This window comes from Ignavibacteriales bacterium (genome assembly GCA_026390815.1).
Classification (GTDB): Bacteria; Bacteroidota; Ignavibacteria; order Ignavibacteriales; family SURF-24; genus JAPLFH01.
The window spans coordinates 1-18,575 of the sequence record JAPLFH010000030.1 but is presented as its reverse complement, the minus strand read 5'-3'; the positions used below and the strand labels follow the sequence as shown (position 1 = coordinate 18,575).

At 35.8% G+C, this 18,575-nt stretch carries 13 protein-coding genes; 7 read left to right on the top strand and 6 right to left on the bottom strand.

The window, feature by feature from the left end:
- The 3 genes from NTX22_09300 to NTX22_09290 all read left to right on the top strand — a co-directional run.
- Positions 1-1,377: T9SS type A sorting domain-containing protein (locus NTX22_09300; protein MCX6150706.1), on the top strand; the 1,377-nt coding region annotated here is incomplete at its 5' end.
- Between the two features lie 376 nt (positions 1,378-1,753).
- Entirely contained in the window at positions 1,754-3,244 is a 1,491-nt protein-coding gene (dacB, locus tag NTX22_09295) for a D-alanyl-D-alanine carboxypeptidase/D-alanyl-D-alanine-endopeptidase (protein MCX6150705.1), read from the top strand.
- A gap of 143 nt (positions 3,245-3,387) precedes the next feature.
- Positions 3,388-4,509 (top strand): hypothetical protein, encoded by a 1,122-nt coding sequence (locus NTX22_09290; protein MCX6150704.1) that lies wholly within the window; start codon positions 3,388-3,390, stop codon positions 4,507-4,509.
- A gap of 186 nt (positions 4,510-4,695) precedes the next feature.
- Here NTX22_09290 and amt read toward each other — a convergent pair whose 3' ends face one another.
- The 5 genes from amt to metH form a co-directional block, all read right to left on the bottom strand.
- Complete coding sequence (gene amt, locus NTX22_09285; GenBank protein ID MCX6150703.1) at positions 4,696-6,255, bottom strand: ammonium transporter; 1,560 nt, start codon at positions 6,253-6,255, stop codon at positions 4,696-4,698.
- A 27-nt stretch (positions 6,256-6,282) separates the two neighbouring features.
- A complete protein-coding gene (locus tag NTX22_09280) occupies positions 6,283-6,978 on the bottom strand; it encodes a hypothetical protein (GenBank protein ID MCX6150702.1) in 696 nt (231 codons plus the stop codon).
- A gap of 22 nt (positions 6,979-7,000) precedes the next feature.
- On the bottom strand, positions 7,001-7,339 hold the full coding sequence (locus NTX22_09275) for a P-II family nitrogen regulator (GenBank protein ID MCX6150701.1): 339 nt from the start codon (positions 7,337-7,339) through the stop codon (positions 7,001-7,003).
- 184 nt (positions 7,340-7,523) lie between these two features.
- Positions 7,524-8,447 carry a T9SS type A sorting domain-containing protein gene (locus tag NTX22_09270; protein MCX6150700.1) on the bottom strand — a complete coding sequence of 308 codons (924 nt, stop codon included), beginning with the start codon at positions 8,445-8,447 and terminating at the stop codon, positions 7,524-7,526.
- Between the two features lie 29 nt (positions 8,448-8,476).
- A complete protein-coding gene (metH, locus tag NTX22_09265) occupies positions 8,477-12,607 on the bottom strand; it encodes a methionine synthase (protein ID MCX6150699.1) in 4,131 nt (1,376 codons plus the stop codon).
- A gap of 151 nt (positions 12,608-12,758) precedes the next feature.
- On the opposite strand from metH, the gene rfaD reads away from it, so the two are divergent.
- The gene (gene rfaD, locus NTX22_09260) at positions 12,759-13,733 is read left to right on the top strand and encodes an ADP-glyceromanno-heptose 6-epimerase (GenBank protein MCX6150698.1); all 975 of its coding nucleotides are present in this window, start codon (positions 12,759-12,761) and stop codon (positions 13,731-13,733) included.
- Between the two features lie 110 nt (positions 13,734-13,843).
- The gene (locus NTX22_09255; protein MCX6150697.1) at positions 13,844-14,302 is read left to right on the top strand and encodes an 8-oxo-dGTP diphosphatase; all 459 of its coding nucleotides are present in this window, start codon (positions 13,844-13,846) and stop codon (positions 14,300-14,302) included.
- 55 nt (positions 14,303-14,357) lie between these two features.
- On the opposite strand, the gene NTX22_09250 is transcribed toward NTX22_09255, so the two are convergent.
- Positions 14,358-15,149: an alpha/beta hydrolase gene (locus tag NTX22_09250; GenBank protein MCX6150696.1), complete on the bottom strand. Its 792-nt coding sequence runs from the start codon at positions 15,147-15,149 to the stop codon at positions 14,358-14,360.
- Positions 15,150-15,256: 107 nt separating this feature from the next.
- On the opposite strand from NTX22_09250, the gene NTX22_09245 reads away from it, so the two are divergent.
- On the top strand, positions 15,257-17,338 hold the full coding sequence (locus tag NTX22_09245) for a T9SS type A sorting domain-containing protein (protein MCX6150695.1): 2,082 nt from the start codon (positions 15,257-15,259) through the stop codon (positions 17,336-17,338).
- A gap of 312 nt (positions 17,339-17,650) precedes the next feature.
- Positions 17,651-18,469, top strand: coding sequence for an aminoacetone oxidase family FAD-binding enzyme (locus NTX22_09240; GenBank protein ID MCX6150694.1), 819 nt, complete (start codon positions 17,651-17,653; stop codon positions 18,467-18,469).
- Positions 18,470-18,575: the final 106 nt, after the last annotated feature.

Here is an 18,575-nt window from a genome sequence, read left to right as displayed (position 1 = left end):
CTTACAGTTTATGGTTCTGGTGGCGGTAAATATTATTTAGCTTATCAACAGGGAACAACTGAAGTTAAATATTTTGGCTGGGGAATAAATTCAGCATATGGTTCACAGGAGAGTGCTACAATATCAACCGGTAGCGGCGCAACAAGTGCTTTATATCCATCCATTTCCCAAAATGTTGGTAATATAATTGTTAGCTGGACTGGCAACGTACCTTCTACAACAAACTGCTTTATAAGAAGAAGACCATACGGTGGAAGCTGGAGTACATTCCAGCAGGTCGGTTCTTTTATGAATTACACAAACAACAACACAAAATCTGGTACTACGGAAGATGCAGTTATAGGATGGTGGGATACATACGGCAACAGAACTCAGTTTATAAAACTTGTTTCAGGTGTTTATGGCACTGTTACAACTCTACCTATAACAGGTTTATTTCACATAAGCAACGGCACAAGTTTTTCCGCTATGAAAGCGGTTATATTTAACTCCAATGGCTCAGCACCTTATGCGGTTAATCCGCTTACGTATAATTTTTTAACTCTTCAAAAAGAAACCACTAATCCTGCTCTTGTTTTTGGGCGTAAGGCGGTTGTATCGCTCGGTGAAACTGAACTAGTTTACTGTCTTGAAAACATAAAACTTGACGGTGAAAATATTTTGTTCAGTGGTTTTAATACTGCCGCACAAATAAAAACAATAGACGATTTAAATAATTTATTGTCTACAGATAAATTCAGCTTGAACAAAGGGAGCAAGCTGCAATTCAGCAGTATCTATTACCCGGTAAGAACAGAACTTGCTGATTCATCAAAGAAAGAAAAATGCAAGATTAATTTCCGAACAGAGCTGGTCTCGGCAGATGATAGAAAATCTATTAGTAAGTTCAGAGACTTATTGATAAACAAAAATAGTATTAATGATTCTGGAAAGGTTAATATCAATCTTGATTGCAGCAGCATAAAAGAAGGCGAATACTACCTTAGAATAGTTGTTGATAATTCTGCCGATGTTAATGCGGAATATACTGTGTCGGATATTCAATACGAAAAAACAGATGGTTTGCCAAAAGGAACAAATGAAGAACTTAGTTCTTCCGGCAACACAGTAGTTAAAAGTTATGATTTATCCCAGAACTATCCTAATCCATTCAATCCATCAACTGTAATTAATTACCAGATACCTGAAGCAGGCGGAGTTACCTTAAAGGTTTACGATGTGTTAGGCAAAGAAGTAGCAGCTCTTGTTGATGGAAGGAAAGATGTGGGAAAATACTCGGTTGGGTTCAACGCAAGCAATCTTACAAGCGGAATTTATTTATATGAACTACGATCAAACGATTACACATCATCAAAAAAGATGATCCTTGTAAAGTAATAATACACACTGGCAGGCTGAAGTTTAGTTTCAGCCTGCTGTTTTATTTTTCCCCATGTATTCCGTTAACCACTCCTCAACTTGTTAAATACGTAAACTGGCTTATTGTTAGGTAATTAACACACTTTTACAAAGCTAAACTTCAAAACCAGCAGCAGAAAAAAAACAATGTGAATTATGTTTATCTGAAAAATTTTATTATGATGTGGTAGGGTTATAAACCACATTCTCTTTTTATTCCAACGGTTCTTTATATTTTTTAATAAACCATTGGGTAAAATGAAAACCAAATTACTTACCGGAAATATTTTTAAAATTAAATGATTTTGTATATTGCTATTGAAAAAATTATACTCTAACCAAGATTGAGGAAGTAATGAAAAAAATTCTCTTGCCAATTGCTATGATTTCAATACTGCTTATCGACGGCTGTTCTTCCACCAGTGAACTAAACAAAACCGCTTTTAACGATTTGCCATTATTAAAACAAAAAATTGAAGAAAGATTTAGCGATTCCCTGTTTACTCATGCACATTGGGGAGCATTAATTAAATCATTAAAAACCGGGGATATTTGGTACGAAAGAAATTCTGAAAAAATGTTTATGCCGGCATCGAATGAGAAAATCCCGACTTCAGCTTCTGCACTGGTTACTCTTGGTCCCGATTTCTCTTTTGAAACATATTTGTCTTATGATGGAGAAATAATTGATTCTAATCTTAACGGGAACATCGTGGTTTTTGGAAATGGTGATCCAACTCTTTATAACAGATTTTTTAATGATCCGCGCGATGTTTTTAGAAGCTGGGTAGAAAAAATTAAAAGTCTTGGAATAAAGCAAATTGATGGAAATATTATCGGCGATGATAATGCTTTCGAGGATTATCCTTATGGTTATGGTTGGACTTACGACGACCTCGATGCCTGGTATTCAGCAGAAATTGGCTCTCTTCAATTAAATGAGGACAATATTGATCTGAAAATTATTCCTCCGATTACTAAGGATGGCGCTGTGGTTATAGAACCAAATCTGCCAAGTAGCTATTTTAAAATTGAAAACAATACTTTGGTTGGCGATACCGGTAGAACAAATTTATCAATAAGCCGTGCTTTTGGAACAAACAATATTTTAGTCAGTGGTTATGTAAAAGCCGGCTCCAGGGAAATTCAACGAACCCCTTCAATAACTAATCCCACCCTGTTTTATGTAACAGTTCTTAAGGAAGTACTGGAAGAAAATGGAATAAGAGTAAATGGAAATCCGAAAGATTGTGATGATATACTGGACTGGAAAACTACTAAACATGATTTGAAGACAATTGATTTGCATAATTCGCCACCATTAAAAAACATTTTAGCGGGTTTACTAAAACGGAGTCAGAATTTATATGCTGAAACTTTTACAAGAGTTTTGGGTTGGAAAAAGTCAGGAATAGGTTCGTTTAAGGAAGGGAAGAAAGTTGTAGAAAATGTTCTTGCCGGTTTTGGAATTAAGCCGGGCACATATGCTTATATGGATGGTTCAGGTTTGTCGCGATACAATTACATTAGTCCAAAACAACTTGTGCAAATTTTGGAAGGAATGAAAAAAAACGCTTACTGGCAGGTTTGGTATGATGCCTTTCCAATTGCAGGGATTGATGGGACATTAAGGAATAGGATGAAAGGAACCAAAACCGAGGGGAACGTACATGCCAAAACAGGGACAATTTCTAATGTAAGAGGATTATCCGGTTATATAACAACGGCTGATGGTGAACCACTGGTATTTTCTTTTTTGGTAAACGGGCATTTACGATCAGATGCTGACACAGAATATATTACGGATAGTGTTCTGGAAATTATTTCTCAGTTTAATCGTAATTGAATTTGTGAACTGTAAGAATACATTTGAGAAATTCCATAATCATTTTTAAAAGTAAACCAATAACTATCTGGAAAGGTGTTTTATAAACATTTATTTAGATTTATATTTGAACATTCTTTTATTCGATTTTAATGGAGTTGGTAGTGAGTGTAATAATTAAAGAGGTGGGAAATAAAAGTGAACTAAAAAAATTTGTTCTATTTCCATTTTCACTTTATGGTAAGAATAAATATTGGGTGCCGCCTCTAATCTTTGATGAGATGAAAACCCTGCAGAAAGAAAAAAATCCAGCCTTCGAATTTTGTTCAACAAAATACTGGCTTGCATTTAAAGATGGAAAGATTGTCGGAAGAGTTGCTGGCATTATCAATAACCGGTACATAGAAAATTGGGGAAACAAATATGTTCGTTTTGGCTGGTTGGATTTTATTGATGACGAAGAAGTTTCCCGCTCTTTAATTAATACCGTAGAAAATTGGGCAAAGGAAAACGGCATGGAAGCCGTACATGGCCCGCTTGGTTTTACTGATTTTGATCCCGAAGGATTATTAGTAGAAGGATTTGAAGAACTTGCTACATTCGGAGCAATTTATAACCATCCGTATTACGTTACACATATTGAAAAATGCGGCTATAGAAAAGATACAGATTGGATCGAATTTCAAATAAAACCACCAGAAGAATTACCAGATAGAGTAAGGCGCATCTCGGAAATAGTTTTGAAAAAATATAATCTAAAAATACTAGATGTAAAAAAAGCAAAGGAACTGCTTCCTTACGGTAGAGAGATTTTTCATATCATCAATGATACCTTCAAAGATCTTTATGGATTTGTTCAGCTTTCAGAAAAGCAAATCGATTTATACATCAAACAATACTTTGGATTCATACGTGCAGAGTATGTTCCAGTTGTGTTAGACAGCGATGGGAAAGTAGCAGCATTTGGAATTACTATGCCTTCATTATCTAAAGCATTACAAAAGGCAAACGGCAGGCTGTTTCCTTTTGGATTTTTATATATTTTAAGAGCAATGAAGAAGAATGATTACGTCGATCTATATCTTACTGGTGTTCGCCCGGATCTTCAGGATAAGGGGATTAACGCAATCCTGATAAGTGAGATGCAGAAAGCATACGCAAAAAATAAAATAAAATTTGCTGAAACCAACCGCGAGCTTGAAACAAATTATAAGGTTCAGGGGCAATGGAAAGATATGAACGGAAGACAGCATAAAAGAAGAAGATGCTACATTAAGATGTTTTAATGATTATTAGAATTTTAAATGTACTTATCTGCTAACTAAAAATGTTTAAAGGGGATTTTTGGAAAAAAATATAAAATACTTAACAAGGAAGGTTGAATAGCGAAGTTCGAGAATGCTTCGTTATTCTTCATTCCTTGTTTTAAAATTATATATAAAGAATAATTCTTAAAAATATTTCTAAATTTATCAATTAGCTTCATACAAAGATGGAACGTATTCTCTGCCGTGAACAGTTGTATCTTCGTATCCCTTAACGCCCATTTCTGGCATATCCAAACCATCAATTTCGTCCTGCTCAGAAACTCGTATTCCAAATAACTTATCGTTGAGTTTGAAAAATCCGTACATCGTTGAAAACACAAAAAGTATACAAACTGTAGAACCAATTATTTGAGCAAACAATTGGCTTGGATCTCCATAGAATAAACCTTTAACTCCACCTGCAACACCGTTCCAACCATCGCCGTAAGTGCCATCTGCAAATAATCCAAGAGCTATAATTCCCCATAAGCCATTTACGCCATGTACTGCAATAGCACCTACTGGATCATCTACTTTTACTTTTTGATCAATGAAAAAAACTGCCGCTACCACCAGAACTCCTGCAACAGATCCAATAAGGAAAGCAGAAATAGAATTAACAAATGCACAGGGAGCAGTAATGGCAACCAAGCCGGCAAGAAGTCCGTTTGCCATCATACTTGGGTCTGGTTTTTTATATTTCCACATCATATAGAATGTGGCAAAAAGAGCACCAGCACCGGAGGCTATCATTGTATTGGTTGCTATAATACCAATTCGTAAATCGGTTCCTGCTAAAGTGGAGCCGGCATTAAATCCAAACCATCCAAATGCCAAAATGAATGTTCCAACTATTGCCATTGGTAGATTGTGTCCTGGGATTGCATTTACTGTTCCATTTTTATTATACTTCCCAATACGTGGACCCAACACCATTGCCCCGGCTAATGCAGCTACACCACCCACCATGTGAACGACCGAGGACCCGGCAAAATCTACGTGACCATGCCCTAATCCAAAATTGACGCCAAGAGTAGCTAACCATCCACCGCCCCAAACCCAGTTGCCAAAAATTGGATAAACGAACATTGAAATAAAGAACGAATAAATTATGAATGAAGTAAATTTCCATCGCTCTGCCATTGCACCCGTTGGAATGGTAGCTGTTGTATCCATAAATACCATTTGGAAAAGGAAAAGCGTGAATATACCAACATCATAAACTGAATTATTCAAGAAAAATCCGCTGCTTCCAATTAATCCAAATTGTTTTCCAAATATTTGTATTGAAAGCATGTTTGTTAATCCAGGTGTTCCGCCAAGAGAAGCGAGTGAACCGACACCTCCAAACATAAAGGCAAAACCGCAAATCCAAAATCCAATCATTCCAATTGCATAAACAAGAAAATTCATTCCCATTGTATGAGCAATATTTTTGGCGCGTGTAAAACCTCCTTCAACCATAGCAAAGCCAGCCTGCATAAACATTACCAAAAAACCTGCAATCAACGTCCACATAATATTTGTGGCAATTCTGTTATGTCCAACTGCATCGGCTACTTCCGTTAAAGTTGGATCTCCTTGTTTTGAGGCTGGCACATCTTTAACTGTACCGGTTTTAGTGCCACCGGGGTCCGTTTCGGCATGTGCATTCGAAGGGATGATCGTTATTATAGCTGTTATTAAAATGGCTATGATAATAAAATAATAATTTATCTTAGACATATGTCTCTCCTATCATTAGTAAAAAAATTATAAAGTGAAGCTTGCACCAAATGCTAAATAACTTATATCCAGCTTTGGATTATTTATGTAAGAAACATTAATGGGGAGTGAGAATTTGTCGGATATAACAATAGACTTGGAAGCCGTAATGCTAAGATTTATAAAAGCTGCTTTATCAGTTAAATAGTAAGCACTTTTTGTGGGCACGTATCCAGCAGCAAGTGTTAATGTGGCTTCGCCGATTGTAAATGGGTACCCGACTTGTAAATAAACTGAGTTATCCGGGTCGCAGTGAATATTATAATATCCTGATAATAAAACAGGGAAAATTGCCGGACCAGCGTAACTCAATCCTCCTTCCAAAATGTGTGCTCCACCGCTTCTTTGAAAATATCCAAATGGTATCCCTAGAGAAGGAATGTAATAATCTGTGTAGAGGAGAGAAAATGTACCAGCTGTTTCAGTAGTTAATGAATAAGATGCAAAGAAATCATTTTCAGAATAGGTTGTGCCATTACCAGGGTAACTATAGGCACCCCAAAACCCAACAGTAAATCCGCTAATAGTATAAGATAATCCTGGCTGCAATGATGGAGAATCACCACCAAGGTTTAATCCTCTCCAAATGTATCTGCTATAAATATCGGTTCCAAACTTTAGCTGGGCAAAGAAAATGGTATTAATTAAAAATAATATCGATAAAATAAGAACACTTTTTTTCATGATTGTTACTCCAATAGGTTGTTTATATTGCACTTACACCGGACTCTTCGGTTCTAATTCTAATAGTTTCTTCAACATTAAGGACAAAGATTTTTCCATCACCAACTTCCCCGGTTTTAGAGGTGGTGATAATTGTTGAAATAGCCAGCTCGGTTTTATCATCCTCGCAAACAAGTTCTAATTTTAGTTTTGGTACAAATTCAATGTTGTATTCAGAACCACGATAAATTTCTCTGTGTCCTTTTTGTCGCCCATATCCCCTAACTTCCGTTACAGTTAATCCTGTAAATCCAGATTCGAGCAAAGCATTATGCACCTCATCTAATTTGTGGGGTCTTATTATCGCCTCTATTTTTTTCATATTACCTCTTTATGATATAAAAATATATTAGTAGATAGCCGAAATATAACTAATTAATTAAGTAATTCTATAATAATAATATTATAAAATAAAGATAATGTCAAATTTAAGGGAAAAATTTTATGAAGGAAATGTTGTGGAATTTGATCGGTTGATTGTTTTATAACCAAACAATCTGCAATATTTATTTGAGCAAGAAAATTTTTCTGCCAACGGAGATCTTTGAATTACGAATTGAAAGAAGATAAACTCCGGAAGCCGCTACATTCAAATTAATTGTAAATGAAGTTCTCTTGTTCGCTTCAATCATTCCCTTATAGACTGTTGAAACTTTTTGACCGATAGAATTAAAAATATCGATTAGGATATTTTGAGTACGATTTACTGTTACATAGAAATTTGCAGTTGAGTTAAAAGGATTTGGAAAAACTTCGGACAATTCAAAATCCTTTACTGGAAAGGTGGATTTGTTTTGTTCAACAGAAGTAAAAATTGAATCAGGCTCAACACTTATACTATGCTCAACATATCTAAATCGTGAATCATTTTTATATTTAGAAATTATCGAATCAATTAGATGACCTTGAATCTGCCAAATTTGAGAGGAACCATAACTGTTTATTATAATAGCGCCAAGGCTATCACGTATCTTAGAAACTTCGTTTTCCATTCCGATATCGAAACCCACAGAGATAATTCCCCCATAATAAATTGGTGCGGATATTTTGATCGTATCAGCTATTGTTGAAAATGGATAATATCCAATAACGGTGTGTTCTCCATCCTTATTTGGGATACCAAGTTTGGATGGTTCTACTTTCCACAACCAGGTGATGGAACTGCCGGGATTAATTTCGGTCGTCGGTGGATCACCTGCACAAATAATATAATTCCCAACATTAAACTCATCAAATTTGTAAACTCCTCCTGGACAAGAATAGAAAGAAAGTGTAGAATCAGAATCGTTTAATATTTCTATTTTTAGTGTAATTGGTTGCCCGTAACAGTAGCTTGTACTATCTGAAGTAATTGTAAGTTTGCCTTGAGCATTTGAAGTAGAATAGAATGCAAATGATAAAAGAAGCACTAATAAAAATCGCTTTTTCATAATATCCCCGTAATTTTTGTCCTAAGTTATCAATATCCCAGGACAGGTGCAAGCCACTTTTCAATTTCCTGCAGGCTCATTCCTTTACGCTTGTGATAATCTATAACCTGGTCTTTAGCAATTTTGCCAATTGTAAAATATTTGGATTCGGGATGAGTAAAATACAATCCGCATACCGAAGCAGCCGGATACATTGCAAGGTTTTCCGTCAATTTAATCGGAAGATTCTTTTCAACCTGCAAAAGATTAAACAAAGTAATTTTTTCTGTATGATCCGGTTGAGCGGGGTAACCGGGTGCTGGACGAATTCCAATATATTTTTCTTTTACAAGCTCATTATTTGCAAAAGATTCATCTGGCGAATATCCCCAGTAAGTTTTTCTAACTTTTTCGTGAAGGCATTCGGCAAATGCTTCCGCAAGTCTATCTGCCAGGGCTTTAATCATAATGCTGTTATAATCATCGTGGTCCTTTTCAAATTTTTCAATCAAGTTTTCTATACCTATTCCTGTTGTTACCGCAAAACCACCGATGTAATCTTCTAATCCACTTTCCTTTGGAGCAATGAAATCAGCAAGTGCTATGTGAGGAACACCGGCTGCTTTTTCGCTTTGTTGGCGCAATGTGTGGAATATATTCAGCACACCTTGCCTTGAATCATCCGAATAAATTTCAATATCATCGCCGGTACTGTTTGCAGGGAATAATCCAACCACTCCTGAGGCTTTTAGTAATTTTTCTGAGATAACCAGATCAAGAAGTTTGTTTGCATCATCAAAAAGTTTTTTTGCCTCTAGTCCAACTTTATTATCATTAAAGATTTCCGGATACTTTCCTTTCAATTCCCAGGTAATAAAAAACGGTGTCCAGTCTATATATTTCCTGAGTTCATCTAATGGAAAATCATCAAGAGTTTTTATTCCGGTTAACGCAGGTTTAGTAATCCGAACTTTATCCCAATTAATTTTTGGTTTGTTCGCCCGCGCTTGCGCCAAAGTAAGGAAGTTTTTTTCTGCGGTTTTTCTTAAATGATCCGCCCTAAGAATTTTATATTCTTCTTTTATTTTTTTAACGAATGAATCAGTATTTGTAGAATTGATCAGGTTGTTTGCAACAGGAACACTCTTGGAAGCATCAAGTACATGAATTACAGCGCCGCTATAATTTGGTGCAATCTTTACAGCGGTGTGTACGCGTGATGTGGTAGCACCGCCGATTAGAAGCGGAATCTTCATTCCCAATCTTTCCATTTCTTTTGCAACGCTTACCATCTCATCAAGTGATGGAGTTATTAAACCGCTTAAACCAACAATGTCCACTTTTTCCAGTATTGCTGTTTCAAGAATTTTGGAAGCCGGAACCATCACACCCAGATCGATGATTTTATAATTATTGCAGCTAAGAACAACTCCAACAATATTTTTCCCGATGTCATGAACATCACCTTTAACGGTTGCCATCAGTATAGAACCATGCCCTGAAGCCTCTCCCAAACCCCTGCCTGCCGGCAAGGCAGGCTCTCCCAAGGAGAGGGCTTTTAAAATCTTTGTGAGTACGGATTCAATATTATTGATTACATCATCATTTGTAAACCGAATAACTCTGAAACCATTTTCGTTTAACCACTTTGTCCTTTGTTCATCAGATTCCTTGTTCTCTGGCACTTGGTGAATCAAACCATCAATTTCAATAACAAGTTGTTTTGACAAACAAACAAAGTCTGCAATGTAATGCCCAATAATGTGCTGTCTTCGGAATTTATAATTACTCAGCTGCTTTGATTTTAATTGTTCCCATAAAATTAATTCAGCATTTGTTGGGTTCTTTTTATTTATACCGGCAAATTGTTTCAACAATCCATACAAAGCCGGATCGGCAGTTGCCCATTTTACTGATTTATCAGAATCAGATTTTCTCTCTTCCTCCCCTTCCCTTAGGGAAGGGGCTGGGGGATAGGCTATGTAAGTCTCAAGGATTGCAACCGCTTTCTTCATCACCCTGGCGCTTTTAACAACCTGCGGCAAAAACATTTTACCTGCACCAAACAAATCGCCTACTACATTCATCCCGCTCATCAATGGTCCTTCAATAACTTCCAACGGACTGGAAAATTTCTTGCGTGCTTCCTCGGTATCTTCCTCGACATAATCAACTATTCCTTTTATTAGAGCGTGCTTCAATCTTTCTTCAACAGAAGTTTTTCTCCATTCGATTTCTTTAACTTCGGTTTTGTCTTTCTGTTTAACTTTCTCTGCAAACTCAAGAAGGCGTTCGGTAGAATCTGGGCGCCGATTCAGAATAACATCTTCAACTAGTTCAAGAAAGTCTTTTGGTATTTCTTCATACACTTCAAGCTGTCCGGCATTAACAATCCCCATATCCATTCCAGCTTTAATTGCGTGATACAAAAAAGCCGAATGCATTGCTTCGCGGACACGATCGTTTCCACGGAATGAAAATGATAAATTGCTTATACCACCGCTTACTTTTGCGTGTGGAAGATTTTGTTTAATCCATCGTATTGCTTCGATAAAATTTACAGCGTAATTGTTGTGTTCTTCAATTCCCGTAGCTATTGCAAAAATGTTAGGATCGAAAATTATGTCCTGCGGAGGAAAACCGACTTCCTCGGTTAAAATTTTGTAAGCTTTTTTGCAAATTTCTATTTTTCTTTCAAAAGTATCCGCCTGTCCTTTCTCATCAAATGCCATAACTATTGCGGCAGCACCATACTGCCGGACTTTTTTTGCCTGCTCTTTAAATTTCTCTTCGCCTTCTTTCATACTTATTGAATTGACTATGCATTTTCCCTGCAGGCACTTCAATCCAGCTTCAATTATTGACCACTTTGATGAATCGAGCATAATTGGCAGGCGGGCAATATCAGGTTCTGCTGAAAGTAGGTTAATAAACTTCACCATCGCTTTTTCGGAATCGAGCAAACCTTCATCCATATTTATATCAAGAACCTGTGCGCCTCCTTCCACTTGCTGTCTTGCAACGGAAAGAGCTTCTTCATAATTTCCTTTTAAAATTAAATTGGCAAATTTACGGGATCCGGTTACGTTTGTTCTTTCACCAATGTTAATAAAATTGGATTCGGGTCGAACGATAAGCGGTTCCAATCCGCTTAACCTTAAATACGGTTCGCAATGTGGGATTTTGCGTGGCTGATACTTTGGAATAATTTCAGAAAATAATTTTATATGCTCGGGAGTTGTTCCGCAGCAGCCTCCAACTAAATTCAGAAAACCTTCCTTTGCATATTCTTCAATTATTTTTCCCATCTGGCGCGCTGTTTCATCGTATCCACCAAAAGCGTTTGGCAGCCCGGCATTTGGATAAAGACTGATATAACAAGGTACAATTTCTGAAAGCTCTTTAATGTATGAGCGCATCTGTGCAGCTCCAAGTGAGCAGTTCAATCCCACGCTAAGCAAATTTTTTGTGTGAGCTATTGAAACCCAGAATGCTTCAAGCGTTTGCCCTGAAAGAGTTCTTCCGCTTTGATCTACGATAGTTCCGGAAATCATAACCGGAATTTTCTTTCCGGTTGATGAACTGATTTCATCAATAGCAAAAATTGCTGCTTTTCCGTTTAATGTATCGAAGATGGTTTCTACAAGTAAAATATCTGCACCGCCATCTATTAATCCTTTTGCCTGTTCGCTATAAGCTGCAACTAATTCATCAAAACTTGTTGCCCGGTAACCAGGATCGTTAACATCCGGCGAAAGAGAAGCGGTTTTGTTTGTTGGTCCTATTGCACCAGCTACAAATCTTGGTTTGTCAGGATTCAGTTTTGTAAATTCATCTGCCGCTTCTTTTGCAAGTTTAGCTGCCTGGAAATTAATTTCGTAAGCAAAGATTTCGGTTTTGTAATCGGATTGAGATATTCTTGTTCCGTTAAATGTATTTGTACCTACAATATCAGCACCGGCTTCTAAATAAGCTTTATAAATATTTTTAACAATTTGCGGCTGAGTTATACACAGTAAGTCGTTGTTTCCCTTAAGATCACTTTGATGATTCTTAAATCTCTCACCACGGAAATCTTCTTCGCTTAATTGAAGTTTCTGGATCATTGTTCCTCTTGGACCATCAAGAAGAACTATCCTCTTTTCCAGCATACCAGTTAGTATTTCAAATGTTGTCTTCATTTTCCATTTTTCTTGTTGAATTGTTACATTATTCCTTGCTAACAATTAAGCCATAAAACAATGTAGCAATAGAATTAGTTTTCTTATCTTTGAAAAGCTGTGATAATATAATTAAATTAGCTTCCAAAATAAAATATTTGCCGGAGAGGAAATGATAGTAGTAACAGGCGGTGCAGGATTTATTGGCAGTGCGATTGTTTGGCGGCTGAATCAGCTTGGTGAAGATAAAATTATAATTGTTGATGAGCTTGGAACAAGTGAGAAATGGAAAAACCTTGTTGGATTAAAGTTCAATGACTTCCTTCATAAAGAAGAATTTTTAAAAAGAGTAACTGAAGATACTCTTACGTATGGTATCAAATCGATTATCCATATGGGTGCTTGCTCTTCTACAACAGAGAAGGATGCTGATTTTCTGATGAATAATAATTTCAAGTATACACTTCAATTAGCAAAATATTGTCTGGCAAAGGATATCAGATTTATTTATGCCTCCTCCGCGGCAACTTATGGCGATGGTTCGCTTGGTTATAATGATGATGAAAACAAGCTGCACGATTTAAGACCACTTAACATGTATGGCTTTTCTAAACATTTATTTGATATTTGGGCAAAGAAAGAAAAGACTTTAAATAAAATTGTGGGATTGAAATTCTTTAACGTCTACGGTCCGAACGAATACCACAAAGAAGATATGCGAAGTGTTGTTCATAAAGCATTTGGGCAGGTAAAGGAAACCGGCAAAGTAAAGCTTTTCAAATCATATCTAAAAAATTATAAGGATGGCGAACAGTTGCGGGATTTTATTTATGTAAATGATGCGGTTGATATGACTTTATTCTTTCTGGAGAATAAGGATAAGAATGGAATATATAACATTGGTACCGGAAAAGCGCGTACCTGGAATGATTTGGTTGCAATTCTATTTAAGTCGATGAATAAGCAAATCAACATTGAGTATATTGATATGCCGGAAACACTAAAGCAAAAGTACCAGTATTTCACTCAAGCCAATCTGAAAAAACTTTTTGATGCCGGTTACGATAAACCAATTACTTCTCTTGAAGATGGAATTTACGATTACGTTAAGAACTATCTGGTGCAGGAAAAGTATTTGGGAAGTTAATCTATCGATAAATTGATTAATTTTTTAAGAACCAAACAGGATTTTATAATTATTATTATCTTCAACAACAATTTAACAATAAAACAATGCAACCATTCACCTGAGGAATTATGAAACTGGCTACTTTATGTTATGTGCGGAATAATGGCAAAACATTAATGATCCACCGGGTAAAAAAGGAGAATGATTACCACCAGGGAAAATGGAATGGTTTGGGTGGAAAATTTGAAAATGGTGAATCACCGGAGGATTGTGTAATAAGGGAAATTAAAGAAGAAGCGGGGTTGGATATTCAATCTCCGTATCTTCACGGCTTTCTAACTTTCCCAATGTTTGATGGTATAGACGACTGGTATGTTTTTGTTTATACAGCAGACAAGTTTGAAGGGGAGTTGATAGATTCCAACGAGGGAAATCTTGCCTGGATACCAAATGATGAGCTTACAAAACTAAATCTCTGGGATGGCGATCAAATATTTCTTCCCTGGCTTTTCCAGGATAAATTCTTCAGCGCTAAGTTTAATTATGAAAATGGAAAGATGAAAGATTATAGCGTTACATTCCATTAATTTTTCTTGATCATGATCTCGCTCTTGATCAAGAAAAAGATCAAGAATGAAGAATTTATATTATCCTTCTCTTCAAAAATCCTTCAATTACATCATTTACAAAATCAGGATTTTCTACTGGACTCATATGTCCCGCCCTGGGAGCGATTGCAAATTCAGAATCTTTAATCTCTTTGTGCATTTCCCGCATAACAGGCGGTGGAGTTAATTTATCGAAAGCGCCGCACAAAAGTAAAGTTGGAATAATAATCTTTTCTAAAAATGGTGTTGTATCTGTTCTGCTAAGCATAGCCATCAAGCTGCCTTTTACACCAACCGGATTAGATCTTTTTGCTCTTGCTAATACTTCATCATAAACTTCCCGGTCTTCAGCAAGGGTTGTATCTGCAAAAGTGTTAGGGACTGTATCTTCACAAAATTTTTCAACTCCTTCAACATCAATTTGCTTAATTCCGTTTAAACGTTTTTGTTTTACTGTTTCATCATCAGCAGTTGATTTGGTATCGCACAAAATCAAACCTCTAAAACTGGATTGATCTCTTTCAATTGCCCGCAGACAAATATATCCACCCATGGAATGTCCGCAGATTACCGGCTTATCAAGATTGAGTTCTTTAATTATTTTAAACAGGTCGTCAACAAGTAATTCCATTATAAATTCTTTATCTCCCGGAAGGCTTTCACCCAACCCACGGATATCGTAAGAAACGCAATAAAATGAGTTTTCGAGATGTTTTAGCTGATTTTGCCACATTTGGTGGTCATATGGAAACCCGTGGACAAAAATGACAGGCAATTTTTTTTTGTCTCCCCACTCGACAATTAACAAATTATTTGATAATTTCATTCCAGCCTTAAATGATTTTATTGATTTAGGAATTAATTCTATAACAAACTAAATAAAAATTGTAATAACTAAAAATCTTTTGCTCTTAGCATAGTCCTTAACTGCTTATGAAAAAACTTTTACTGATTATGTTTTCAGCCTTCACTTTTGTTGCAGCGCAGCAGTTAAGTTTAACACAAGATACTATTTCCACTAAATCTTCTTTCAACAGCAAACAATTTTTTCTAAAGGATCAGCAAGGTAAAATCCATTTAGTTTATACTGGTCAAACTAAGTCTTCTTTAAGTGCAAAAGAAATTTATTATGCAGTTGAAGAAGCCGATACATTTAGTACAATAAATCTTACCGATAATAAAATTGAGGAGAATTTTCCTTGTCTATCCTTTGATAAAAACGATAATGTTCATATTACTTTTTTAAGCAGGGATACTTCCCGAAATTTTCAAATCAAATATACGAACAATACTAAGGGACATTTTGCCGAACCAATTTCCATTACTTCTGATAGAATAAACAAAGCAGAACCTGTAAGCGTAGTTAGTCCGGATAGCATTGTTCATATAGTTTATTTTACCAATACTTATTCGGAAAACAAAATATTTTATCTACAATACAATCTTAAAACCAATATAGTTGCAAACCCGGTGTTACTGGGAGCAGGTGATCCTTCAGGTGAAAATGATTTAGCAATAGTACTTGATAAAAAGGGAAGAGTTCACATAGTGTTTAAAGCAGGCAATTCCAAAGCCGGCGGGCTGAAATATTTTTCTAACTTGAAAGGAACACTTAAGGAATACGATCTTGAAATTGAGCGAAAAATTATATCGCCTAAAATTGTAGTTGATCGCTTCAATGCGATTTTCATCCTTTATAAAGATGCTGAAGACAACCGGCTTTATTTAATTAACAATTTTGCCGGACACTTTAATGATCTAATAGCCGTTACACCCTCTAATCAAAATCCAGAATACTTCAATAATTTTTCTGTGGATGAAAGAGAACGATTCTATTTTGTTTATCAATCATCGGATTCATTAAGCGGTGTCGCTTTTTATCTTGTTCATGGAACAGGGAAAGAATTTTGTCATCCAATTAAAATACAAGGATTGAATAACCCGGAAATTTATGGTAACTCTGCCGGTATAATTGGTTCTGGTAATGGTCAAATATCAATTCTTCTTTCAATAAGTGGAGGTAGAAATTACAAAACCGTTGCCGACTTGATTCTAAGAAAAGGATATTTGTTTAGCAATGCACAATTTAAAGTTGAAAGAGATTCCTTGATTTTTCATTCAGCAAGAATTGGGGACACTTCCTACGTTCGCTTTAATGTAAAAAATCCTGGAACCGGAATACTAAAATTATTTTCAGCGGATATGTTGGATCCGGCATTTAGCACAGAACCAACAGACACGATTTACATTAAACCAGATTCAACAAAATCAATTCGGGTTTATTTTCATCCATCGGATACTTTAAAATCCACTACAGTACTTAAGTTTAATACTAATTGTATAAATGCCAAATTATTAAAAGTACATCTTGCCGGAAAAGGATTAGGCGTTCCAAAATTATTTTTCCAGAAAGACACATTGATTTTTATTGAAGAAAAGAATTTTATTGATTCCGTTCTAATTATTAATAAAGGAATTGCTCCGCTTAAAATTGATTCAGTAAAACACACTTCCAGATTTAAATTTAATGTTAGTCCGCAAAAGGTTGAAATAAAACCACAGGACTCGGTTTATCTAAGTATTAGTTTGGACCATACTTCTGAAAGTATTGTAGAACATTTTATTGATTCTCTTTTAGTTTATTCAAACGATCCGCACAATCCAATAAGCAAGTTTATTCTTCATAGTAAACAAGATATTTTAAGTTTAGATGAGGACGAAGTTAAAAGCGAGCTTTACCAACTTCAACAGAATTATCCTAATCCGTTCAATCCACAAACAACAATTTCATTTACAATTTCAAATCAGGCACACGTTACCTTGCGTGTATTTGATGCTCTTGCCAGGGAAATAGCTACTCTTGTTGATGAGAATCTGTCCGCAGGGGTGCATAATGTTCTTTTCAATGGTGAGCAGCTTTCTACCGGGGTTTATTATTACAAACTGCAGGTTAAAAGTAATGAAAAGAATCATCCGGATTATTTAGAAGTCCGCAAGATGATACTTGTAAAGTAAAAGCCGCCAATTTTAAAATCCCGATAGTTTCCATCGTCAAGTTCGATCTTTAATTAAATTGAGCATTAAGATTTTGAATTTGAGTTTTTTTCATCAGAAGACCAACTTGTAAATGCTAAATTCTAATTCCTAAATCCTAAACAATTTCTAAAATCTAATACAGAATTTTAAACTCTTTTGAAATTTGATATTTGAATTTGTTTAGAGTTTAGGATTTCGGATTTAGAGTTTTTTCAATTATTACTCCCAATATTTTCATTAGTTCGATCGATTAGCTAATTTAAATTTTGATAACTGAGAATTTAGGATTAAATGATTGAACATTTTAAAATAGGAATTATCGGCGGTGGAGCGGCTGGATTAATGGCTGCGATCTCTGCCAGTGAAGCGGGTTGCAAAAGTATTGCTATCTATGAAGGAAATGTTAGATGCGGGACAAAAATATTAATGTCTGGTGGTACCCGGTGTAATGTTACTAATGAAAAAGTTGGTGCACAGAACTTTTACGGCGGCAGCAGAAATTTTATTAAGAATGTTCTTAACGCGTTTGATGACAAAGCGACAATTCAATTATTCAAATCGCTGGGTGTAGAACTAAAGTTAGAATCTACCGGTAAATATTTTCCAGTTGATGATGATGCACAATCCGTTTTGAATGCGCTTTTGTTTAAAATTAAAAATCTTGGTGTTGCTATTTTTACTTCTACTAAGATTGATAATATTAAAGTTGATGACGGCGCTTTCATTCTAAAATCAAAAGCGAATAGTTTTATCTGCGATAAAATTATAGTAACAACCGGTGGAAAATCTTATCCGTCAACCGGCAGCGATGGAAGCGGCTATCAGCTGGCAAAAAAATTTAATCATTCAATCATTCCGCCATTTCCGGCGCTTTCTCCAATCCTTTTAAATGAGCCAAAACTTGCGCAATTATCCGGGGTAACAATTCCAGCCAGGCTTTCGTTACATCTCAACAATAAAAAGTATCTGTGGTTTGAAGATCCACTTCTGTTAACTCATTTTGGAATCAGCGGTCCTGCGGTGTTAAATATTAGTCGCGAAGTTGAACGATTGAAAACGGAAGATTTGAAATTACTTATTAACTCACCTTACGCAACCCGATGCGTATAGTTATATTTTTTAGAATTTCATAGCGAAAGAAACTTTGAGATTTTCCAGTTGATTAAAAGCTGCACGATTTGCAGTAAGATACAATTTAGCTCGCAATGCTGTTGGG